19 protein-coding genes are annotated in these 23094 nt (G+C 70.6%); 7 read left to right on the plus strand and 12 right to left on the minus strand.

Annotated features, from left to right (window positions below):
• Positions 1-14 precede the first annotated feature (14 nt).
• From ACX9TP_RS46610 to ACX9TP_RS46630, 5 genes are all read right to left on the minus strand, one after another.
• Entirely contained in the window at positions 15-2432 is a 2418-nt protein-coding gene (locus ACX9TP_RS46610; RefSeq protein ID WP_482977189.1) for an ABC transporter permease, read from the minus strand.
• Positions 2433-2444: 12 nt separating this feature from the next.
• Positions 2445-4865, minus strand: a complete 2421-nt coding sequence (locus ACX9TP_RS46615; RefSeq protein ID WP_482977190.1) for an ABC transporter permease — start codon at positions 4863-4865, stop codon at positions 2445-2447.
• Positions 4866-4965: 100 nt separating this feature from the next.
• A complete protein-coding gene (locus ACX9TP_RS46620) occupies positions 4966-5727 on the minus strand; it encodes an ABC transporter ATP-binding protein (protein WP_482982333.1) in 762 nt (253 codons plus the stop codon).
• Positions 5727-6971, minus strand: a complete 1245-nt coding sequence (locus tag ACX9TP_RS46625; protein ID WP_482977191.1) for an HlyD family secretion protein — start codon at positions 6969-6971, stop codon at positions 5727-5729. The genes ACX9TP_RS46620 and ACX9TP_RS46625 overlap by 1 nt, the downstream gene beginning before the upstream one ends.
• A gap of 198 nt (positions 6972-7169) precedes the next feature.
• Positions 7170-8621 carry a phospholipase D-like domain-containing protein gene (locus ACX9TP_RS46630; protein ID WP_482977192.1) on the minus strand — a complete coding sequence of 484 codons (1452 nt, stop codon included), beginning with the start codon at positions 8619-8621 and terminating at the stop codon, positions 7170-7172.
• 749 nt (positions 8622-9370) lie between these two features.
• Here ACX9TP_RS46630 and ACX9TP_RS46635 point away from each other — a divergent pair.
• Positions 9371-9829, plus strand: a complete 459-nt coding sequence (locus ACX9TP_RS46635) for an SMI1/KNR4 family protein (protein ID WP_482977193.1) — start codon at positions 9371-9373, stop codon at positions 9827-9829.
• A 195-nt stretch (positions 9830-10024) separates the two neighbouring features.
• Here the strand turns inward: ACX9TP_RS46635 and ACX9TP_RS46640 are convergent, their stop codons facing one another.
• The 3 genes from ACX9TP_RS46640 to ACX9TP_RS46650 form a co-directional block, all read right to left on the minus strand.
• The gene (locus ACX9TP_RS46640) at positions 10025-10813 is read right to left on the minus strand and encodes a hypothetical protein (RefSeq protein WP_482977194.1); all 789 of its coding nucleotides are present in this window, start codon (positions 10811-10813) and stop codon (positions 10025-10027) included.
• A gap of 184 nt (positions 10814-10997) precedes the next feature.
• A complete protein-coding gene (locus tag ACX9TP_RS46645) occupies positions 10998-12074 on the minus strand; it encodes a hypothetical protein (RefSeq protein WP_482977195.1) in 1077 nt (358 codons plus the stop codon).
• Positions 12046-12747 carry a hypothetical protein gene (locus ACX9TP_RS46650; RefSeq protein WP_482977196.1) on the minus strand — a complete coding sequence of 234 codons (702 nt, stop codon included), beginning with the start codon at positions 12745-12747 and terminating at the stop codon, positions 12046-12048. Before ACX9TP_RS46650 ends, ACX9TP_RS46645 begins: the two co-directional genes overlap by 29 nt.
• A 206-nt stretch (positions 12748-12953) precedes the next feature.
• Between ACX9TP_RS46650 and ACX9TP_RS46655 the strand changes: the two genes are divergently transcribed.
• Complete coding sequence (locus ACX9TP_RS46655; RefSeq protein ID WP_482977197.1) at positions 12954-13712, plus strand: hypothetical protein; 759 nt, start codon at positions 12954-12956, stop codon at positions 13710-13712.
• A 2-nt stretch (positions 13713-13714) separates the two neighbouring features.
• A complete protein-coding gene (locus tag ACX9TP_RS46660; protein ID WP_482977198.1) occupies positions 13715-14086 on the plus strand; it encodes a hypothetical protein in 372 nt (123 codons plus the stop codon).
• Here ACX9TP_RS46660 and ACX9TP_RS46665 read toward each other — a convergent pair.
• Positions 14046-14843: a helix-turn-helix domain-containing protein gene (locus tag ACX9TP_RS46665; protein WP_482977199.1), complete on the minus strand. Its 798-nt coding sequence runs from the start codon at positions 14841-14843 to the stop codon at positions 14046-14048. The genes ACX9TP_RS46660 and ACX9TP_RS46665 overlap by 41 nt on opposite strands.
• Positions 14844-14947: 104 nt before the next feature.
• Between ACX9TP_RS46665 and ACX9TP_RS46670 the strand changes: the two genes are divergently transcribed.
• Complete coding sequence (locus ACX9TP_RS46670) at positions 14948-15796, plus strand: MBL fold metallo-hydrolase (RefSeq protein ID WP_482977200.1); 849 nt, start codon at positions 14948-14950, stop codon at positions 15794-15796.
• 51 nt (positions 15797-15847) lie between these two features.
• On the opposite strand, the gene ACX9TP_RS46675 is transcribed toward ACX9TP_RS46670, so the two are convergent.
• Positions 15848-17410, minus strand: coding sequence for a DUF5722 domain-containing protein (locus tag ACX9TP_RS46675; protein ID WP_482977201.1), 1563 nt, complete (start codon positions 17408-17410; stop codon positions 15848-15850).
• 126 nt (positions 17411-17536) lie between these two features.
• Between ACX9TP_RS46675 and ACX9TP_RS46680 the strand changes: the two genes are divergently transcribed.
• Positions 17537-19093, plus strand: coding sequence for an AMP-binding protein (locus ACX9TP_RS46680; protein WP_482977202.1), 1557 nt, complete (start codon positions 17537-17539; stop codon positions 19091-19093).
• A 214-nt stretch (positions 19094-19307) separates the two neighbouring features.
• Here the strand turns inward: ACX9TP_RS46680 and ACX9TP_RS46685 are convergent, their stop codons facing one another.
• Positions 19308-20090, minus strand: a complete 783-nt coding sequence (locus tag ACX9TP_RS46685) for a hypothetical protein (protein WP_482977203.1) — start codon at positions 20088-20090, stop codon at positions 19308-19310.
• Between the two features lie 73 nt (positions 20091-20163).
• Positions 20164-20883: a glycoside hydrolase family 16 protein gene (locus tag ACX9TP_RS46690; protein ID WP_482977204.1), complete on the minus strand. Its 720-nt coding sequence runs from the start codon at positions 20881-20883 to the stop codon at positions 20164-20166.
• Positions 20884-21199: 316 nt separating this feature from the next.
• On the opposite strand from ACX9TP_RS46690, the gene ACX9TP_RS46695 reads away from it, so the two are divergent.
• Both ACX9TP_RS46695 and ACX9TP_RS46700 read left to right on the plus strand, forming a co-directional pair.
• Positions 21200-22735: an ATPase domain-containing protein gene (locus tag ACX9TP_RS46695; RefSeq protein WP_482977205.1), complete on the plus strand. Its 1536-nt coding sequence runs from the start codon at positions 21200-21202 to the stop codon at positions 22733-22735.
• Positions 22732-23085, plus strand: coding sequence for a response regulator (locus ACX9TP_RS46700; protein ID WP_482977206.1), 354 nt, complete (start codon positions 22732-22734; stop codon positions 23083-23085). The genes ACX9TP_RS46695 and ACX9TP_RS46700 overlap by 4 nt, the downstream gene beginning before the upstream one ends.
• The last annotated feature ends 9 nt before the right edge of the window (positions 23086-23094 follow it).

The following is a 23094-nucleotide window of genomic DNA, read 5'->3' on the forward strand; positions in this document are numbered from 1 at the left end:
AGTCTCTCGGGCGCTCACTCGGAGCGCAGGGCAATGATGGGGTCCACGCGCGTGGCACGGCGCGCGGGCAGCCAGGTGGCCAGCAGCGCCACGCCCGCCAGCAGCGCGGCGACGCCCACGAAGGTCCACGGGTCATACGCAGTCACGCCATACAACAGCGTGTTCAACAGTCGCGCCAGGGCGAGCGAGAGCAGCAGCCCCACCGCCACGCCCAGGCCCGCCAGCTTCAGGCCCTGGCCCAGCACCAGCGCCAGCACGTCCCGCCGCGCCGCGCCCAGTGCCATGCGAATGCCCATCTCCCGCGTGCGCTGCGCCACCGAGTAGCCGATGACGCCGGAGATGCCCAGCGCCGCCAGCAGCAGCGCCGTGCCCGCGAACAGGCCCATCAGCAGGGCGGACAGCCGGCGCGAGCCGATGGAGTCGTCCACCAGCCGCATCAGTGGGGCCACGTTGAACAGGGGCACGTTCCGATCCACCGCGCGGAGCTCCGCTTCGATGGAGGAGCGCAGCGACTCCGGGTTGCCGGCCTTCGTCCGGACGGCGAGCGCCAGGCCCGTGGAGGGCACCTGGTACAGCGAGTAGTACGCCATTGGCGGGGTCGGCCGGTCCAGCGCCCACTCGCGCACGTCGTCCACGATGCCCACCACCGTGGTCCACTGCGCGTCGGGGCGCTTCAGCTTCAGCCGCTGGCCCAGTGCGTCGCCCTTCGGCCAGTACGCGTCCGCGAACGCCTTGTTGATGACCACCGCCCACGGCGCGTCCGGGCCGTCCGTCTCCTGCAACAGGCGTCCCTCGTGCAGGCGGACGCGCAGCGCGCGGTGGTAGTCGGGGCTGACGGTGCGCAACTGCACGGCCGGCCATACCTCGTCCGGCCCCTTCGTCCGCCCGTCGATGGCGAAGCCGAAGGTGATGAACATGCCCAGGGGCAGCGCGTTGGTCAGCCCCGCGGTCTCCACGCCCGGCAGGCCCTGGATGCGCCCCAGCAGCTCGCGTGAGAAGGCCACCTGCCGCTCCGGCGACTCGTAGCTCGCGCCCGGGAGCGAGAGCTGCCCGGTGAGCACGCCCTCGGGCGTGAAGCCCGTGTCCACGGAGAGCAACGCGAGGAGGCTCTTCCCGAACAGCCCCGCGCCCACCAGCAGCACCAGCGCCAGCGACACCTGCGTCACCACCAGCGTCGAGCGAAGCCGGCCCGAGCGCCCCCCCGCCGTGCCCCGCACGCCCTCGCGCATCGTGGCGCTCAGGTCCGCGCGGCTCGACTGGAGCGCCGGCACCAGGCCGAACACCAGCCCCGTCAGCAGGCTCACCCCGGTGGTGAACAGCACCGTGCGCGCGTCCAGCCGCACGTCCGCCGCGCGGGGAAGGCCCTCCCCCACCACCGCCAGCAGCACGTCCATGCCCCACATCGCCAGCAGCAACCCCAGCGCCCCGCCCGCCACGGACAGCACCAGGCTCTCCGTGAGGAACTGCGCCACCAGCCGCCGCCGGCCCGCGCCCAGTGCCGCGCGGATGGACACCTCGCGCCCACGCGCCGCCGCCCGCGCCAGCAGGAGGTTGGCCACGCTGCCGCATGCCACCAGCAGCACGAAGCCCACCGCGCCCAAGAGCAGCCACAGCGTGCCCTTCACGTCGCCCACCACCTCGTCCTCCAGCGACTTCAGCGCGATGGAGCGCTTGCCGGTCTGGTACTTCGGGTGGGCCTCCGCCAGCGCCAGGGAGACGCGCGACAGGTCCTTCGCCGCGTCCTCCATCGTCACCCCGGGCTTCAGCCGCGCCAGCACCTCCAGGAAGCGGGTGTCCCGCTTCTCCTCCGACACCAGCTCCGGGTCGGGCGCGAAGGGCCGGTAGAGGTCCGAGCCCGCCGGATACTCCACGCTCCGCGGCAACACCCCCACCACCGTGTACGGCACCCCGTCCAGTTGGAGCGTGCGGCCGAGCACGCCCGGGGCCTCCGCGAAGTGCGTCCGCCACGTCTTGTGCGTGAGCACCACCACCCGGTCCTGCCCCGGCGTCTCCTCGGCCTCGGTGAAGCCCCGTCCGAGGACAGGCGTCACGCCCAGCGTCGGCAGGAACGAGGCCGTGGCCTCCACCATGTGGAGGTGCCGCGGGGTGTCCACGCCCGTGAGCGTCACGTCATCGTCCGTGAAGGCCGCCACCGACGCGAAGACCCGGGGCAGCTCGCGGTACTCCCGGTACTCCACCACCGAGGAGGTGAGCCCCGTCCGCCCCACCCTCGCGAAGGTGTTCGAGACGTCCACCAGCCGCTCCGGCTCCGCGAAGGGCGGCGCCTTGAGCAGCACGCCGTTCACCACGCTGAACACCGCGCTGTTGGCGCCGATGCCCAGCGCCAGCGCGAGCACCGCCGCCAGCGTGAAGGCGCGGTCTCTCAGCAGCCCGCGCACCGCGTACCGCAAGTCCTGGAGCAGGGTGTCCATCGACGTGCGCTCCTACTCCGCCTTCAGGGCAATGATGGGGTCCACGCGCGTGGCACGGCGCGCGGGCAGCCAGGTGGCCAGCAGCGCCACGCCCGCCAGCAGCGCGGCGACGCCCACGAAGGTCCACGGGTCATACGCAGTCACGCCGTACAGCAGCGCGCTCAACAACTGCGCCAGCCCCAGCGACAGCACCAGGCCCACCGCCACGCCCAGGCCCGCGAGCTTCAGGCCCTGGCCCAGCACCAGTGCCAGCACGTCCCGCCGCGCCGCGCCCAGTGCCATGCGAATGCCCATCTCCCGCGTGCGCTGCGCCACCGAGTAGCCGATGACGCCGGAGATGCCCAGCGCCGCCAGCAGCAGCGCCGTGCCCGCGAAGAGCCCCATCAGCAGGGCGGACAGCCGCCGCGAGCCGATGGAGTCATCCACCAGTCGCACCATGGGGGCCACGCTGAACAGGGGCAGGTTGCCGTCGAGCGCGCGGACCTCGGCTTCAATCGCCGTGCGCAGCGCCTCCGGGTTGCCCGCCTTCGCGCGCACCACCAGGTTGAGGTTGTAGAGGGGGAACTGCGCCGCCGAGTAATACGCCGCCGGGCGCGAGGGCTTGTCCAGGCCCCACTCGCGCAGGTCGTCGACGATGCCCACCACGGTGGCCCACCGCGTCTCCCCGCGGTGCAGCCTCAGCCGCTGCCCCAGCGCGTCGCCCTTCGGCCAGTAGAGGTCCGCGAAGGTCTTGTTGATGACCACCGCGCCGGGCGCGTCCAGATTGTCGGTCTCCGCCAGCATGCGGCCCTCGCGCAGCTTCACCCGCAGCGCGCTCAGGTAGCTCGCGCTGGCGAAGCGCGTCTCCACGGCGGGCCACATCTCGTCCGGCGCCTTCGTCCGTCCCTCGATGTCGAAGCTGTTGTCGGTGCGCCCACCCAGAGGCAGCATGTTGGAGATGCCCGCGGACTCCACGCCGGGCAGCGCCTGGACGCGGGTGAGCAGCTCCCCCATGAAGGACGACCGTCGCGCAGGGTCCGCGTAGGCCGTCTGCGGCAGCGCGACGCGTCCGGTGAGCACGCCCTCCGGGGTGAAGCCCGCCTCCACCTCGCTCAGCGCGTGGAAGCTCTTCGCGAAGAGGCCCGCGCCCACCAGCAGCACCAGCGCGAGCGCCACCTGCCCCACCACCAGCCCCGCGCGCAGCCGGCCCGCCTTCCGTCCGTCCGTGCCGCGCGTGCCCTCGCGCAGCGCGCTGTTCAGGTCCGCCCGGCTGGCCTGGAGCGCCGGCACCAGGCCGAACCCCAGCCCCGTGAGCAGCGACACGCCCGCCGTGAAGAACACCGACGCCACGTCCAGCCGCACCTCCGCCGCGCGCGGCAGTCCCTCACCCACCACCGCCAGCAACACGTCCGTGCCCCACACCGCCAGCAGCAGGCCCAGCGCCCCACCCGCCACGGACAGCACCAGGCTCTCGGTGAGGAACTGCGCCACCAGACGCTGACGGCCCGCGCCCAGCGCCGCGCGGATGGACACCTCACGGCCTCGCGCCGCCGCCCGCGCCAGCAGGAGGTTGGCCACGCTGCTGCACGCCACCAGCAGCACGAAGCCCACCGCGCCCAGGAGCAGCCACAGCGTGCCCTTCACGTCGCCCACCACCGTGTCCTCCAGCGAGTTCACGCTGATGCCCCAGCCGCCGCCCTTGTAGTTCTTCTCGTACAGGCGCTCCTGCTCCCCCGCCACCCGCGTCAGGTCCGCGCGCGCCGCCTCCAGCGTCATCCCCGGCTTCAGCCGCGCAATCACGTCGAGGTAGCGGCTGCCACGGCGCTCCTCCGACGTCTGCTCCGGCGTGGGCGCGAAGGGCGCGTACACGTCCGTGCCCGCCGGGTACTCCACCCCGGGCGGCAGCACGCCCACCACCGTGTACGAGTCCCCATCGAGCTGCAGCGTGCGGCCCAGCACGCCCTCGTCCTCCGCGAAGCGCGTGCGCCAGGCCTTGTCCGTGAGCACCAGCACCCGCTCACGGCCCGGCGTCTCCTCCTCCTCGGTGAAGGCCCGGCCGCGCACGGGCGACACCCCCAGCGTGGCGAAGAGCGAGGCCGTGGACGCGGTGACGCTGAGCCGCTCCGGCACGTCCCCGCCGGTGAGCGTGACGTCGTTGACGTTGAACGCCGCCACCGACGCGAAGGCCCGGGGCAGCGTGCGGTAGTCCCGGTACTCCGGCACCGACACCGAGATGTCCTTGAGGTCCGCCTTGAGGAAGTTGCCCCGGACGTGGACCAGCTGCTCCGGCTCCGCGAAGGGCGGCGGCTTGAGCAGCACGCCGTTCACCACGCTGAACACCGCGCTGTTGGCGCCGATGCCCAGCGCCAGCGCGAGCACCGCCACCAGCGTGAAGCCGGGGCTGCGGCCCAGCGTGCGCAGCGCGTAACGGACGTCTTGAAGGAGGGTTTCCATTCGGGGTTTCCGGAACCACGGGGAGTAAGGAGCGCGGGCACACGCCGCCCGGTCTCCGCCCTTTTGGGGTGCGGAGCAGGACGGCAGGTGAAGTCGGGGACTAGCGGCGCTGCTCGTCCTGGACGATGCGGCCGTCGAAGAGGCTCACCGTGCGCGTGGCGGTGCGCGCGTGCGCCGGGTCGTGCGTCACCATGCAGATGGTGGCGCCGCCCTTGTGCAGCTCGGAGAGCAGCTGCATCACCGCCTCGCCATTCTTCGAGTCGAGGTTACCGGTGGGCTCGTCGGCCAGGAGGATGAGCGGGTCTCCGGCCACCGCGCGCGCCACGGCGACGCGCTGCTGCTGACCGCCGGAGAGCTGGCCCGGCATGTGCCGCGCCCGGTGCGCCATGCCCACCTTCTCCAGCGCGCGCTCCGTGCGCTGCTTGCGCTCGGCCGCGGGCATGCCCCGGTACGTCAGGGGCAGCTCCACGTTCTCGAAGACCGTCAGGTCTCCGATGAGGTTGAAGCTCTGGAAGATGAAGCCGATGTGCCGGTTGCGCACCAGCGCCCGGTCCGACGGCGACAGCTCCAGCACGCTGCGCCCGTCCAGCAGGTACGCGCCGCGCGAGGCCGTGTCGAGCAGGCCCAGCACCGCGAGCAGCGTGGACTTGCCGGAGCCCGAGGGGCCGACAATCGCCACCCACTCGCCCTGGCGGATGGTGAGGTGGATGTTGGAGAGGGCGTGCGTCTCGACTTCTTCCGTCTCGAAGACCTTGGTGAGCCCCTCCAGCTGGATGAGGGACTTGCCCGCGTCCGTCTTCGGTCCACCCGCCAGCACCGCCTCTTCCGTCGAAGCGGGCGCCTTCACGTCATTCGTCGTCATCATCGCAATCTCACCCGCTCGACCGCATCCCACGCGGCCATGTCAGACAGCACCACCTGGTCGCCTTCCTGGAGGCCCTGCACCACTTCCACGGCATTCACCGAGCCCCGGCCCAGCTGCACCGGCACGCGAATCGCCTCGTCGCTCCCCGGCATCAGCCGGAAGAGGGACATCGTTCCGTTGGGCTGCGCGCCCGCGGGCCGGCCCACGGAGAGCACGTTGCCCAGCCGCTCCAGCTCCACCGTCCCCTCCACCGTGAGGTCGGGCCGCGCGCCCCGGGGCAGCTCTTCGGGCAGCGACACCTCCACGCGCACCGTGCCCTGGCTCGCCGCCGGCGCCACCCGCGCCACCGTGCCCTCCACCACCCCGTTGCGCGTGTCCACCAGGGCCTTCTGGCCGGGCTGGATGTCTCGCGCCTGCGTCTCCGCGATGCGCAGCTCCGCCTTCAGCCGCTCGGGCTTCACCACCTTGGCGAGCAGCACGCCCGGCGTCACCCACTGACCCAGCTCCAGCGGCAGCTCCTGCAGCACCCCGTCCTCCCCGGCCACGACTTTCATGGACTCCACCTGTGTACGGCGGAACTGGGCCACCGCTTTCAGGCGCTCCACCTGGCCCTGCTGGGCGGCGAGCTGGTCCTTCATGTTCACGGCCACCACCTGGAGCTTCTTGCGCTCCAGGTCCAGGCGGCGGGACAGCTCTCCGGCCTTCTCGGTGGTCTGCTTCACCTCCAGGTTGCCGATGAGCTCCTTCTGGAAGAGGGCGTCGCTGGCCTCGGCGCGGCGGGAGGCGTCGGCGGACTCGGCGGTCATGGAGGCCACGGTGGCCTCCTGTGCGAGGCGCATGGTCTCCAGCTCCGTGCGCATGCGGATGAGCTCCGCCTGGGCGCTGGCGAGCTGGCGCTCGGCCTCGAGCGCCTGCAGCTGCACGTCCGGGTTGGCCAGCTCCATGAGGAGCGTGTCGGCCTTCACGATGGCGCCGGGGCGCACGTGGATGCGCTCCACGCGGCCGGCGGTGTCGGCGGTGAGCCAGCGGATGTACTCGGGGACGAGCGTTCCGGCGCCCTTCACCTGGCGGACCATGGGGCCGCGCTTCACCGTGTCCAGCCACACCGACGCCCGCTCCACCGAGGGCGCCGCGGGGCGCAGCTTGGACAGGCCCACTGTCACGGCGATGAGCGCGCAGGCTCCGGCGATGGCGAGGACCCAGGGCTTGCGGGTCTTCTTCTTGGCTTTGGGGATGTCCACGGCCTCTCTAAGAGCGAGGCTCGTGCCAATTGCTTTTCGCCGCTCAAATGCCTGGATTTGTTCGGGATGGAGGGGGGCGTCCCAGCTCCGGTGCCCGGTTGCGGAAAGTGCCGTCCCATAAGCGGACAGGGTTTGGGAGCGGATCAACGGGCGCCCGTCACCCGGGGTGCTGGGCGGGCGGGCTGGGGTCCGCGGGCGCTACGCGCTCTTCGATGGGGTCTGGAGCGCGCTCGGCCCGGCGTGGTCGGCCTTGCGTTGCTGGGCATTCCTTCGCGCGCGAAGCATCAGCGCGAGGGAGAGCCAGACGCCGAGCACCGCCAGGGGGTACGCGAGCAGGGCCGGCCACAGGAAGCCCACCACGGCCAGCGCGAGCAGACCGCCGGCCAGGGCCAGCTCGATTCCGCCCTCCACCGCGCCGAGCGCCCGGGTGCCCGAGGCCGCCGCCGCTCCTACAGCGGTGGCGAACCGGACCGCGCCCACGCGCGGGCGACCCGAGCCCTTTGGCGCCGCCGGGGCCCTTGGAGCGACAGGCCGGACGCGGCGATGGCTGCTCAGGACAATCTCGGTGCTGTTGGCCAGGTCGCGCAGGTAGACGTCTTCGAGGTACCTGGCGACCGACGCGTCCTCGATGGCCACGTCCAGCTCGTAGTTACCGATGAAGCTGGCGATGTTGAGGTTGGAGGACCCGACGCGGGCCCAGCGGCCATCTGCGACGGCTGTCTTCGCGTGAATCATCGAGCCGTTCCACTCGAAGACGCGCACGCCCGCTTCGAGCAGCGGCCGGTAGCCGGCGCGTGACAGGGGGCTGATGACGGTAATGTCGGTGGTGGACGGGACGAGGAGCCGGACGTCGACGCCATCTCTCGCGGCGCCGCGGAGCGCCTGGACGTAGGGGATGAAGCCGACGAAGTACGCATCGGTGAGCCACAGCGTGCGCTGGGCGGCGGCGGCGATGAGCTGGTCCAGCCGGAACAGGTCCGTGGAGGACGGCTGTCCCGCGACGATGCGCACGGAGACATCTCCGGCGAGTGCGATGGCGTCGGGGGCCGAGAGCGCTTCCATGGGCAGGGGTGCGCCAGTGGCGTCCCAGACCTCCTTGAAGGCGCGCTCCACCCAGGCGACGGCGGGGCCGCGCAGCTCCACGCCGGTGTCGCGCCAGGGAGCGATGCCGCGCGCGGGGTCGCCCAGCCACCGCTTGCTGACACAGAGGCCGGTGACGAAGCCCGTGTGGCCATCCACGGCAATCATCTTGCGGTGATCTCGACTGACCCAGCCCAGGGGGCTCGTGAGGCTGGGCGGGTTGAAGACGCGGAGCTCGACGCCGGCTTCTTCCAGGGTGCGCCAGAAGCGGCGCGATGCGCCCGCGCGAGAGCCCATCCAGTCGCGAATCAAGCGGACCTTCACTCCGGCGCGCGCACGGTCCGCGAGCGCCTCCGCGAAGGCGAGGCCGACCTCGTCCTCTTCGATGATGTAGTTCTCGAAGAAGATGGACCGCTGCGCGGAGCGGATGGCCTCGAGCCACGCGGGATAGTTCTCTCCGGCATCGAGGAGGACCCGGACGGCGTTGCCCGGAACCAGCAGGGCGTTGGAGGCGCGGGTGAAGGCGCGCTCGGCGAGGTCGGAGGTGGGCGGAGAGGAAGGAGGGACCACGGACGGAGGATGCCTTGAGTCCCGCGTGCGACGTGAGCCCATGAATGTGAGTCGCGTCCAGCAGCGGGCAGTGCCGTGGGGCCGGGCTCCATCAGGCACCTCCGGTTGCCGTGTTATTGAGTTGGGCATGTCGAAGCTGGCCTGCGCGCTTCTACTGGTGCTGGTGGGCGGCGCGGGCTGCGGCTCGGCCACGGTGAGCAGTAGCGGCAAGCCCGCCTCAGCGAAGTGGGTGGGCCCAGTCATGCCGGGGCCCGGTGGAGGCACCGTCAGGACGGTCATCTACTACGGCCCCTGGCAGTGCAATGCCCGGTACATGGGCCAGTGCCAGCGACGCTGCGCTTCCGAGGGGTACGCGCTTCTGGGCTGCATCTGGCTCGCGGACATCAAGGGCGACTGGCAGGGGCGCTTCGTGTTCCTGCCCGCGGAGGCAGGCGGATACCTGGCGCTCACCCACTGCTGCTGTGAGTACCCCACAGTCAGCGACCTCCCGTCGCGGCGGCGTACATGGAACAACGCGCGGGAGGGCTTTCGAAATCAGTGGGGCCGCGAGTTCGGAGCGTGGCCGCAGGCGGGCGGAAACAACTGGCCCGGTCACCACATCTTCGACTTGCTGCACGGCGGAGACCCGACGGCTCCGGGCAATGTGCTGCCGCTACCGCCCGCGGTGCACGACGTCATCAATCTCGCCTACCCCGCGTGCTACACGCGCGGGGCCCAGTGGGGCCGGACAAGCCCTACGTCGAGTCGCCATGACAATGGAACAGCTGCTGGCCGAAATCTCTCGCGCCCACTTCCCGCGCCCGCCAGCTACGCCGGAGCAGATTGCCGCGTTCGAGGCGCAGGCGGGTTGGCGGCTCGACGCGGAGCTCCGCGCATTCTACCTGCATTGCAACGGCGCCGAGCTGTTCCGCCCCTTGCCTGACGCGAGCTACAACATCCTCTCGCTCGCGAACATCCAGCGGCAGACGGAGCGCGTCCGCTTCAGGGACAAAGGTGCTCCGCCTGCCGCCTCGTGGTTCCCGCTGGTGGACTGCCAGGACTCGGACTTCGTCCTCGTCGACACCTCCCGGCCGGGAAGCCCCTACCCTCTTCTCGACGCCTACCATGAGACATACCCGCGCGAGGTGCGCCAGATTGCAGCGACGTTCGGCGAGTTCCTGGAACGGGCGCTCCGCAGCGGGAATCAGATCTTCTGGTTGAACGAGTAGACCTTGGCGTGGATTTCCTTGGTGTAGATGACGTCAGCGGAGACGTTACAGGTCTTCAATTCGGAGCCACCCCAATCCCCACCGCAGGGCGGCCCCCGGATGATGCGGGCTGGGAGTAGCCCGGCAGGTTCCGCAGGTGGACGGCACAGCCCGAGGCCACCAGCATGAGCCCCAGTGAGAATGTGAGCCGACGCCTCAGGGGATACCCGTGTTGTCCACCAGCACCGCGTTGGAGCTGGGCACCGTGGCCTGTCCGGCCGTGAAGCGGTTGCGCAGCAGCGTCACCCCGTTGCCGGTGATGGTGGCGCTGGCGAGGTCCGAGAACGCCGCGGAGAAGTTGTTCGCGTTGCTGCTCAGCCTGCCGGTGACCTTCACGCCCCGCATGCGGTTGGCGCCACCGAGCACCGTCACATTGCCCTCGATGACGGACAGGGGACCGCGCGTCGGAGACCAGGCGCCGAAGATGAGCACCCCTTCCGCGCGCAGCTCGAAGTTGCCCGGGTACGTGCCCTCCTTCAGCACGATGACGGTGTCATCGGACGCCGCGGCCTGGGCGATGCTCTCGCCCGGCTCCACCTCCACCACCTCGCCGCCAATGGGGTAGCGCACCGGCGGGAACAGCGGCTGCACCGTGCCGTCCCGGTACGACAGCACCACGTCGTACAGCTCCTTCTCCTCGACCACCTGGAAGGAGTACGTGCCCGGGTCGAAGTCCAGCGTCACCGTGCCCGTGGGCAGGTCCTCCAACAGCGCCAGTCCGGTGGAGTCCGTCCGCGCGACAGGCAGGTCCTCGACCTGGAACTCCACGCCCGAGCGCTCACCGCCGGGCACCACCGACGTGGTGGACCCCTGGTTGATGACCGGGTTGACCAGCACCACCGCGCTCGTCACCTCACCGAAGCGCCCCGTCGAAGGGGGCGGGTCGTCCTCTCCGCAGCCCACCAGGACCAGCCCCAACAGAACAGCGACACACTCACGCACCATCGCTGAAGACCTCCCGCGAAGGGACTTCCTTCACTTCCGGATGGCCACGGCTCCGACACGATTTCCAGGCTGACGCGCCACGCGCTTACAGCCCGGCGTGCGGATTCCAGCGGGGCCAGGACGGAAGGGGAAGCAGCCCCCGGGTCTGGAGCCACATGTAGGTCATGGGGTCGAAGCGCGAGCCTCACACCTGCTTGCGTGCCACGGACCAGATGAAGCCGTCGTACCAGAAGTGCATCAGTGACACGACGAGCGTGAAGGCCCACAGGCTCTCCAGGTCCGGGGCCAGCAGCTCGGCCCCCACGCCGTACGCGAGCACGGTGCCCAGGAAGAGCGACAGCGCCAGCCCGCGCCACTTCAGCCGCAACCGCTCCCGCAGGCGCTCGCCCTCCGTGGCCCACACCAGCGCCAGGTACTGCACGGCGTGGAGCAGGTTCATGATGAAGAACGCCTCGCCCCACGAGTTGAAGCCCCAGGTGTAGATGGAGCAGGCCCCCGTGCTCACGAGCAGGAACGCCTTGTGGAAGGAGGGCCGGTGGCCCCGCCGCAGCAGGCGCACCGAGGCCGCCACGTAGAGGACGAGGAAGACGCCGCCCACCGCGAGCACGCCCCGCGTCCACAGCGCATGTGTGGCCGTCATGCGCGCGGGCACCGAGGCGAGCCACGGCATTCCCACCTCGTCGAAGGCCTCGAAGCTCACGAAGTGGTCCAGCATCGTGGCGCCCGCGAGGATGGGGCCCGCGTACAGCAGGTGGTTCAGCCAGAGGTCGAGCCGTCGCCCCGCCGTGGGAGGGTTGCCCCGGTTGCGGTCGTAGATGCGCGCGAGGCCGAAGGTCTGCAAGCCCGAGTGCCACACGTCCCAGAACGTCGCGAGCACCGTGGCGGCCACCGCCACCACCGCCGAGCCGCGGATGGCCGCCCACGCCAGCACGGGCACCGCCACGAAGCGCAGCGGGTAGAGCCGGAAGATGGCGGGGTTGCCGTGGCTGCGGAAGAACACCGCCACCAGGTGCGCATGGATGAGGCTGCCCACCATCAGCCCGGCCCGGGTCTTCTCCTGGCCGAAGAAGCGGACCGGCGTGTCGCTGAAGGCCGTGCCGGAGATGGCGATGCCCAGCCCGAGCGCCAGCACGGGAGGCAGCAGGAAGAAGGCCCAGTCGAAGACGGGCCCGACGATGTAGGGCGAGCGCGCGGGCACCTCGCGCACGAGCGCGAGCTCCGGGCGCGCGGCTTCAGCGGGAGCCGTCTGGGGAAGCCCCATGCTCCGCCTCCTGTCGCGCCGTCAGCACCACCCGCTCGCCCAGCTCCTCCGCCAGCGCCGCGAGGAAGAGGCTGGCGCCCACCAGCTCCAGCGCCTCCTCCACGTGGTCGATGAGCGCGTACACGAGGTTGTCGTTGCCGTGCCGCTCCGTCCACCACCCCAGCGGCAGCTCCATGGCCAGCGCGCCGCCCACGTACAACACGCCGGCCAGGATGAACTGCCACCGCCGGCGCGGCGGGAGCTTCGCGAGGAAGGGCAGGAAGGCGAGCCCGCCCAGCACCACCACGACGGCCGCCGGCACCACCCACGTGAAGAACAGCACGCCGCCCAGCGAGAGCAGGTCCCCGAGGTTCTCGTGAAGGCCCACGCTCTCGTCCAGCGAGATGTAGGCGAAGGCCACCGCCAGCGCCCACCAGTGATGCCTCCCCGGGGCTCGCGCGAGCGTCGCGGCCCGGGCGATGGCCGCCAGCAGGAACGCACACGCCAGCAGCAGCCCCGAGGCGTACCAGGTGGGCAGGTTGCGCTCGTAGCTGAGGGAGAGGAACGCGACGAGGGGCTCGAGCGTCCGCGCGCCCAGCGCGTAGTACGCCACCTCCACGCCCGCCCCCAGGGCGGTCAGCGCTCCCGCGGTCACGAGCAGCCAGCGGCGGAGCGTGTGGGGGGAGAGGAGCATCGGGAGGCGAGGCGCGGAGGTTACTCCGGGGCGCGCATCCTGGTTCGGCGTGGCGCGAGGTGGAAATGTTTCGCGCTGGCTGTCCGCTGAGCGCTCGCGGAGCAGGCAGGCAGACACCCCGGGTGAGAGTCGCGGTCCCGAGTGTGCTCGGCCTCACACCCGCCGGGTCTGGTATGACGTCCGTCCCCCGAGGAAGAACCCCCACCATGTCACGACTGAATCTGGCCGGCCTGTCCGCGGTGCTGCTGTTCACCGCCGCCGGCGTGGCCGAGGCGAAGCAGTGGAAGTACGCGGGCCTGCACCCGCGCACCGGGCAGCCCGCGGACGGGCTGTGCCACATCGAGATGATGCACGTGCACACCGCCTCGCCGCTGCACGCCGACACGCTCTACCGCACGCGCGACAACGTGTATGTCTTCATCGGAGACCCGACGCCCTTCGGCTACGAGGGCCCGCGGCACGCCTACTATGGGCACCACCCGGTGGTCATCAACGTCATCATCAACATCGACGTGGATGAGGACGACGTGGAGTACTGCTACCAGGACGGGCCGCACTACCACGCCTATGAGCCGCCGCCGCGGCACAAGTTCGTGGAGAAGGAGGACGTCTCCTACTACGCGGGCGAGTACCCCGAGGAGTACAAGCTGGCGAGCCCGAAGCTGTTGCGCGTCAACGCGGTCTACCGCCCCTGGAGCGCCCCGCGCCCGGTGGTGCGGGTGGCCCCGCCGCCCGAGTACCACGGCCCCATCATCCAGGTGGGCCTCAACCTCCCGGTGCCGAGCGTCGAGGTGCGGGTGGGCACTCCGCCGCGGCCTCCTCCGCCCGAGCGCGAGGTGGTCATCATCCGCGAGGAGCGCGTCGTGCATGAGCACCACCATGACGACCACTGCGGCCACGACGACCACAGGCGTCACAAGAAGCACAAGAAGCACAAGCACAAGAAGCACAAGGATCGGCACTGAGCATGCGGCGCGTGGCATTCCCGCTGATGGCCCTGCTGATGACGGGCTGCTCCAGCGGCGCGGACGACGTGATTGATGCGTGGAAGGCAGCCGGAGAGTCCCCCTCCGCGTTCACCGATGCCGGCGAGAAGCTGCCCGGTGGCAAGTGCCAGGCCGGCAAGGTGAGCGGCCTGGACACCACGGTGTGCGTCTTCGACGACGCCGAGAAGGCGAAGCAGGCCGAGGACGCTGGCTGGAACCTCGTCGGCAACACCGTCGGTTCCACGGTGGTCTCCGGCAAGCTCGTGCTCGTCATCGCCGACCCCCGGAAGGAAGACCCCACCGGGCGGCGCATCAACGCGCTGGTGAAGACGTTCCAGCAGGAGACGCGCTGAGCGGGCGCAGGAGCACGCGAGGCGTGACGCCCGTCAGCGCCTTGAACTCGGTGATGAGGTGGGACTGGTCGTAGTAGCCCGTCGCCGCGGCGATGGCGCCCCAGTCCGGCACGGTGGCGCGCTGTGAGGCGCGCACCGCGCGCTGGAACCGCACGACGCGCGCGAACTCCTTCGGGCTCACGCCCACCACGTCCTCGAAGGCGCGCCGCAGGTGTCGCGGGCTGATGCCCAATTCGCGTGCCAGTCCCTCGACGCGTGGCAACTCGGTGGACTCGGTGATGAGCCGCACGGCGCGCCGCACGACGTACGCTCCGGCGGGCTCGAACACGTCCCCGCGCTGGACGCGCTCCGTGAGCGCCCCCTCCAGCACGTGCAGCCGCTCCGTCACCGAGGCCGCGTCCCCGAGCCTCTCGCGCAGGCGCACGCCATCCGCGCCCCAGAGCGTGTCGATGGACACGATGCGGTTGGTGAGCTCGGACATGGGCACGCCGAAGAAGGGGTAGGCGCCCCCGGGCTTGAAGCGCACCACCAGCGTCCGCGGCGGCACCACGTCCACCGGCTTGCGCAGCACGCTCAAGCGCGTGCCGATGGCGTGTACCCCACCGTAGGAAGCCGTGAAGCGCACCACCAGGTCCGCCTCGCCATCCGGCAGCCGGATGAAGGAGCCCTCGTCGTCTCCGCCAGAGATGACGCGGAAGCACTTCACGAAGCGCGACAGCACGCTCGCGGGCGCAACGGGAAGGACCGAGACAGTCACGCCCCAAGCATGGGCCACCGTCCCACCGCCTTCAACCCATGCCGGGAGGAATGGCCGTTTCCTCCAATCGCCTCCAAGGCCGTCGCCCCTATTCGATGCGGACCATGCGAGTCCACCACATCAACTGCGGAACCCTCTGCCCCGCCAGCGCCCGCTTCGTGCTGGGCGAGGGCAGCTTCTTCTCCCGCGCGCAGCTGGTCTGCCACTGCCTCGTGCTGGAGACACGTCAGGGCCTCGCGCTCGTCGACACGGGCCTGGGCATGCAGGACATCCAGGACCCCTCGCGCCTGGGCCAGCGCTTCGTGAAGCGCAACGCCCCCCGGCTGGACCCGCGTGAGACCGCCGTCGCCCGTGTCGAGCAGCTCGGCTTCAAGCGCGAGGACGTGCGCCACATCCTCCCCACACACCTGGACCTGGACCACGCGGGCGGACTGTCGGACTTCCCCACCGCCCAGGTGCACGTCTTCCGCGACGAGCACGCCGCCGCGATGAAGCCCGTGGACCGCAGCAAGAAGTTCGGCTACCGGCCCCGGCAGTGGGCCCACGGGCCCCGGTGGAACCTGCACGCGGTGGACGGCGAGCGCTGGTTCGGCTTCGAGGCCGTGCGCCCCATCCCCGGCCTCTCCGACGAGGTGCTCATCGTCCCGCTCGTGGGCCACTCGGAGGGCCACTGCGGCATCGCGGTGAAGACGCCCGACGGCTGGCTGCTCCACGCGGGAGACGCGTACTTCAGCCACCGCGAAATCCACCCGGTGTCCCCGCGCAGCCCGCCGGGCCTGGCCCTCTTCCAGTGGCTGCGCTCGACGGACAACAGGGCGCGCGTGGCGAACCAGGCGCGCCTGCGGGAACTGGTGCGCGACCACTCGAGCGAAGTGAGCGTCTTCTGCGCGCACTGCCCCACCGACTTCCAGCGCCACGCCACGAGCCCCCTGCCCCGGGCCGTGGCGGGCTGACGGGAAGAAACGCGACGGCGTCCCTTCCCTGAGCGCGTAGCTCGGTGCCGACTACGGCACCGCGTAGCCGAGGAGCTGCTCCGTCACGTGCCCCTCGCAGTTGGAGGCGCCGGAGATGAAGTGGTCCTGTCCCTGGCCCACGCGGCAGCGGTACAGCGGCACCGTGCCCGTCACCTGCGAGGTGTAGATGTAGCCCACCGGCCCCATCGCGAACTGGCCCTCGCAGTTCACATCCGGCGAGAGCAGGTTGTGGTTGCCCACGCGGCACTCGTACAACAGCCGCGTGTTCGGGGCCGCGTCGCGCAGCAGCCGCCACGAGCGCTCCACCCCGAAGCCCGGAGGCGGCAGCCGCGACGACGCCCAGTGGCCCTTCGTGGAGTGGTAGGCCCGGCGCAGGCGCGTGTACGGCAGGTCCTCGAAGCCGCAGGAGAGCTGGGGCGGATTCAAGTCGTTGCGGTTCGCCAGCGCCCACGTGGACCACGCCGGCTTCGCGCTGCCGTCCTGGCGGCGCAGCCCGAGCGCCAGCCCGCCCTCCGCCGCGTTGTCCTGCATGCGGTGATAGATGTAGCTCTCGATGCCCGGCGTCCCGAGCACGTTGCGGAACGTGTCGCACACCGCGGCCTGCTGCGCGGCCTCGGAGGACTGCGGGCTGCCCGAGTGGATGCCGCTCTCCGTGAGCTGGATTTCCCACGCGTGCGGTCGGCCCGGGTACGTCTTGCGCAGCCAGCCCGCGAGCACGCCCAGGTTGCCGTACGTCACGCGCGGGTAGTCATCCGCGGAGAACTGCGGCCGCAGCAGGTCCGGCGCGTACGGGTGGTACGCCACGCGCCACGCGCGCGAGCCCGCCCGCGCGGCGATGCCGTTGATGACGGTGATGCCGGACAGCAGCGGGCTCGTGGCCGAGGGCTGGTCGAACTCCGTGCCGAAGTGGTGCGTCAGCGAGATGAGCACCTTCGCCGCCGGCTGCCACGACACCACCTGGTCATAGGCCGCGTTGTAGTTGGCCGCGTACGTGTCCAGCCACGACGTGACGTTGCACGCCCCCGCCCCCTGCCCGCAGCCGATGTCGAACCAGTCGTTGGAGTTGACCTCGTTGTGGATGACGAAGTCCGCGATGCGGCCATGGCCGTTCTGCCCGTTGTAGAGCCACGACAGCATGCCGGCGAAGCGCCCGTAGTCCGCCGCGTTGTTGGGCGCGCAGAAGATTTCGAAGCCCGGCGCCGCGGGCGTACACACCCGCCCCGCGCGCGCCCAGGCGGGCACGCCGTACACAACCGCCGTCACCACCAGGCCGCGCGCCGTCCACTCGCGGATGGCCGCGTCCACACCCGCGTCCACCACGTAGCAGCGCCCGCTGTACTCCACCCGTCCCGCCGCGCACGGCGGCGCCTGCACCGACGGCTCCCACTGGGCCCACACCAGGTTCATCGCCACGCCGCCCGTGTTGTTGCCCGCGAGCTCGTCGTAGCTGGGCCAGAAGTCGGGCTGCACGCCCTTGATGCGGTACGCGCTGCGCGTGGGATACGGCAGCTGCGCCGACGCCACCGTGGGCACCACCAGTCCCGTCAGCAGCACCGCGAGAACCCGGCTCCAACGGCGGAACTCACACGTCATGGATGGCTCCTGGAGAAGAGGAATGGGCCACCCTAGCCAGGAACCGTCTATTCAGTTTATTCATTTATTACCCGAGTGTGATTGTCCGAGCACCCGGCCGCGTCCCTGGCGGTAGGCTGCGCCGCCATGCCGTCCTCCCTGCTCGAAGCCTTCCTGGACCACGCCCACCGCACTCCGTCGCGCCCGCTGCTCACCTTCGAGGGCGAGGCGTACACCTACGGCGCGCTCGCCGGACGCGTCACGGACTTCGCCCGGGGCCTGAAGGCACTCGGGCTGCAGCGCGGGGAGCGCGTGGCGCTGTTCCTGGAGAACAGCCCCCAGTTCGCCATCGCCTACCTCGGCGTGCAGCAGGCGGGCGGCGTGGTGGTGCTCGTCAACACCGCGTACAAGCAGGTGGAGCTGGCCCACATCCTCTCCGACGCGGAGGTGCGCGCGTGCGTCACCGGCGCGTCCGGTGCGGCGGAGCTGGCACCGCTGCGGGAGCAGCTCCCCTCGCTCCAGTGGCTCGTCACCGTGGAGCCCGTGGCCGCCGCGCTGCCCGCGTCCCTCACGGTGGTGCCCTTCGACACGCTGCTCGCGCAGGGCACCGCCGCGGCCTCCACGCCGCTGGAGCTGCCGCGCCCGGACGAGCTGGCGGTGCTGGGCTACACCTCCGGCACCACGGGCCGCTCCAAGGGCGCCATGCTGCTGCACCGCAACCTGCTGGCCAACGTGAAGGCCGTCACCGAGGCGTGGCGGTGGACGGAAGCGGACAGGCTGCTGCTCGCGCTGCCGCTGTTCCACACGCACGGCCTCATGGTGGGCCTGCACGGCACGCTCTACACCGGTGCCAGCGCGGACCTGCGCCGCCGCTTCGTCGCGACGGAGGCGCTGGAGGCGCTGCGTGACGACGCCTCGCTCACGATGTTCTTCGGCGTGCCCACCATGTACGGGCGCCTGCTGGAGGAGGCGCGGCGCACGGGCATGAAGCCGCGCAAGCTGAGGCTGTGGGTGTCCGGCTCGGCGCCGCTGAGCCCGCAGCTCTTCGGCGACATCGAGGCGGAGCTCGGCGCGCGCATCCTGGAGCGGTACGGGATGACGGAGACCATCATGAACACCACCAACCCGTACGACGGCGAGCGCCGCCCCGGTACGGTGGGCTTCCCCTACCCCGGCCAGGAAGCGCGCGTGGTGGACGTGCGCACGCGTAAGCCGCTGGCTCGCGGCGAGACGGGCGAGATTGAAGTGCGCGGGCCCCACGTCTTCGCCGGCTACTGGCGCCGCCCGGATGCCACCGCCGAGTCCTTCGACGCGGAAGGGTGGTTCCGCACCGGCGACCTCGGCGAGCACGACGCGGACGGCTATCTGAAGATTACCGGCCGCGCGCGGGAGCTCATCATCAGCGGCGGCTTCAACGTGTACCCGCGCGAGGTGGAGGAGGTGCTTGCCTCGCACCCGGGCGTCGCGGAGGTGGCGGTGCTCGGCATGCCGGACGCGGACTTCGGCGAGCAGGTGGTGGCGGTGGTGGTGCCGCCCGCTGGTGCGCCCGCGCCAGAGGCGCAGGCGCTGGTGGACTGGTGCAAGGACCGGCTCGCCAGCTTCAAGAAGCCGCGCCGCGTGGTCTTCGTGGACGCGCTGCCTCGCAATGCGCTCGGCAAGGTGCAGAAGCACCTGCTGCGCGACAGGCTGCAAGGGGCGCGGTGAGAAGCGCGACACCGCGTCCCGGCATCATTCGCTCAAACACGTGACGCCGCGTCCCGGCGTCATCCGCTGAAGCACGGGGCACCGCGTCCCGGCCTCATTCGCTCAAACACGTGACGCCGCGTCCCGGCCTCATCCGCTGAAGCACGGGACGCCGCGTCCCGGCCTCATCCGCTGAAGCACGGGACGCCGCGTCCTGGCCTCACGCACGGAGGGACTACAGGTCCCGGGCCTCTTCGCGCTTGCGCTCCTCCTCGGAGCTTTCGACGGACCGCTGCAGGTAGAGCTTCAGGTGGCGGCTCTCGTACTGGAGCAGGAGCATGCTCGTCGCGGGCGTCTGGCGTCCGGTGAGGGCGAGCTGCGTCTCGCCGTTCTTCCACTCGCTCCGGAGGGCGAAGTCGTTCCGGGCGTGGATGGCCTCGAGCCGCTTTTCCTCCTCCCACTGCCGGGACTCGGCATCCACCGGGTCCTTCGTGGAACGGCGCCCCGAGCCAATCTCGCGCATCCTCGCGGTGCGCTCCGTGCGGTCATTGTCCGACTCGATGTTCCACAGCTTCCGCTCCGCCTCCGCGGAGGTGTCCCGCTCGGCCTCCGGCTGGCCGTACTTCATCCGCAGCAACTCCGAGAGCGAGTCGAACTCCTCCCGGAGCGGGTCCGGCTCCTCGAACTGGACGACGACGGCCGCGAGCTTGTCCATGGCGAAGAAGAAGTCCACGGTGGCGTCGCGGTCCGCGACGGTGGCGGTGGCGCGCAAATCCCCCTCGGTGCTGGTCATCCGCGCCTTGGGGTACAGCGCCTTCACCTCCTCGGAGGACATCCCCCACAGCGTGTCCTGGAACCCCTCGCTGCCGCGGTAGGTCTGGATGAACTCCGCCTGGTGCTCCGCATTCGAGGTGCGGATGGCCTCCCGTCGCTCGAGGAGCGCCTGCTGCCGCGCGGACGTCCCACACGCGGCGATGAGGAAGCAGAGGGGGAGGAAGCGGGCGAGGTTGCGGGACATGGAGGGGCTCCACGGTGCGGGGGGCTGAAACCGCTGACGACGGAGCCCGCTGGAAATTCAATCCAGCCCCACCCTACGGCGCGGGAGTGAACTTGAACTCCGCGATGACGACCTCGACCTCCTGGCCGTTCTTGGGCGCCTGCCCCTGGAAGAGCCAGAGGTTCATGTGGACGGGCAGCGGGTTCTGCGGAATGCGCTGCAAGTAGTTGGTCGGACTGAAGAGCCAGCTCGCGAACTGGTTGGTGTTGCCATTCTGGTGGCCGTGCAGGGCCTGGAAGAAGACCTGATTCGACGACCACTGGAAGCGGTGGGTGGAGTACGTCCCGCCGAGGCTGATGGGGTAGGTCTGATGGGAATAGGTGACGCCCGTCACCGCGGGGTACACGGCCCAGTTGCCCGCCTGCGACTGGCTGTTGCCCCACTTCGCGAACTCGAGGTCGATTTCGTTCGTGCCGTCCGGCCCCACGTCGGAGCGCGTGTAGTTGAACAGGCCCAGCACCACGTTGTCGTCGAAGAGGTCCGGCCGGCCCACCACCTTGAACTGGTAGGTGCCGAACCCCAGCCGCTGCTGCGGCATGTACACCTCCGCCGTCGTCCAGCGGCCGTCACGCCAGGCAATCTTCAGGTGGAGCCAGCCGTTCGCATCCACCCAGACGTTGCGGTCATCCCAGGTGTTGGGACCGGGGCCCCCCTGTCCACTGCGCACGTCCCACTGATAGCCGGAGAAGGTGACGCTCTTCGCCTCCGCCAGCGGGGCCAGGACGAGACAGGAGAGCAGAGCGAGACCCGGCACACGTGCGCTTCTCATGGAGGGAACCCCCGTTCGAGGATGCAACAACCTGGGGCCGAGGCCCGATGGTGCCCAGCCCGGCGCTCCCTGGACCGGTCAGCGGGCGTGGCGGCGCCGCCCCCGCGTCGGAGCCGGAGTAACGGGTATGGAGAAATGGGGGTCAACGGGGAATGACACATCTGTCGACACCTGCGCGTTCTGGCCCACCCCCGTGGGAGCGCGCGAGTCCATCGCTGCATTCCGAACACAGCGAATTCAATTCCGTGGCCCGCGTCCCCCGGTGGCCTACCTTCGCGCCCCGAGGGAGGAAGGAGCACCTGTGACGGACACCTCTGACCTGGCGGGCACGAGCGACGCGCGGGTCCCCAGCGGCGTGCCAGGGCTGGACACCCTGCTGCGCGGCGGCTGGCTGCGCGGTGGCACATACATCGTCACCGGCGTGCCGGGCACGGGGAAGACCATCCTCGGCAACCAGTTCTGCTTCTCCACCGTCGCCCACGGAGGAAAGGCCATCTACCTCACCGTGCTCGCCGAGTCGCACGCGCGCATGGTGCTGCACCTGCAGGGCATGAGCTTCTTCCGCAAGGAGGCGGTGGGCCGGACGCTGAACTACGAGAGCGGCTACGCCCCCCTCAAGTCGGAGGGGCTCGCGGGCCTGAGCCGGCTCATCTTCCGCGCGGTACGCGAGCACGGCGCCACCGCGCTGGTGGTGGACGGGCTGTCCGCGGTGGAGGAGCGCGCCGAGTCGCGCCTGGCCTTCCGCGAGTTCCTCCATGGCCTGTGCGTGCACAACGCGCTCGCGGGCTGCACCACGCTCTTGCTCACCGGCCAGAGCAACAACGCGGCCGACCCGCAGTTCGCCATGGTGGACGGCGTCATCCTCCTCGCCATGGAGCCCCAGGGCGTCAAGTCCGTGCGCAGCGTGGAGGTGGCGAAGCTCCGCGGCACCGGGCAGCTGGCCGGCAAGCACAGCTTCGACATCTCTGACGCCGGGCTCACCGTCTACCCGCGCACCGAGGCCGTCTACTCGGAGCAGGTGGAGCGCGTGCCGGAGCTGCAGCAGCGGCTGGCCTTCGGCATCCCCCGGCTCGACGAGATGCTGCACGGCGGGCTGGTGCGCTACTCGTCCACGCTCGTCTTCGGCTCGCCCGGCAGCGGCAAGACGCTGATGTGCCTGCACTTCCTGGCGGAAGGCGCGCGCCTGGGGGAGCCGGGCCTCTACTTCGGCTTCGTGGAGACCGCCGCCCGCATCCTCAACAAGGCGGACATGGTGAGCCTGGACCTGCGCAAGTACGAGCGCTCGGGTCTGTTGAGGCTGCAGTCGCGCGTGGCGGTGGAGTCGCTGCCGGACGCGCTGGTGCAGGAGCTGTTCGGCCTGGTGAAGAAGCACGGCATCAAGCGCCTGGTGCTGGACGGGCTGGAGCCCTTCATCCAGGAGTCCACGGACCCCCACCGCACCCCGCGCTTCCTCACCGCGATGACCAACCAGCTGCGCGCCCTGGGCGTCACCACGCTGGCGACCCAGCAGACCAACACCCTCTTCGGCCCGGTGCTGCACGCGCCGCTGGAGCGGGTGGAGGCCATCATCGACAACATCCTCCTCCTGCGTTTCGTGGAGCTGCGCTCGCAGCTGTACCGCATGCTGTCCGTGCTGAAGATGCGCGAGAGCGACAATGACCCGGCCCTCCGGCTGTTCTCCATCACCGACGAGGGCATCGACGTGGCGGAGACCTTCGAGAGCGCCGAGGCCATCCTCACCGGCCAGGCGCGGCCCCTGCCCCCCGGCGTGACGAAGAAGCCGGAGAAGCCCGGCAAGCGCAGGGGCCTGTTGCGGCGCAGGAAGGGGGGCGAATGAAGCGGCTCCTCATCGTCGACGACGAGCTCGCCATCGTCGAGGCGCTCCAGGACATCCTCTCCGTGGAGGGCTACGACGTCGTCACCGCCTTCAACGGCGCGGAAGGGCTGCAGCGCATGACGGCCGGCAAGCCGGACCTGGTGCTGCTGGACTTGATGATGCCCGTCATGGACGGCCGGGAGATGCTGCGCCGCATGCGCGAGGACGCCGCGCTGCGCGACGTCCCCGTGGTGGTGATGAGCGCCGGCCGCATCTCCGACGAGGAGCGCCGCTCCAGCGCGCGCTTCCTCGCCAAGCCCTTCGAGCTGGATTTGCTGCTCGACACCATCTCCGAGCTGCTCGGCAACTGAGGCCGGGGG

The organism is Pyxidicoccus sp. M15 (assembly GCF_056858435.1).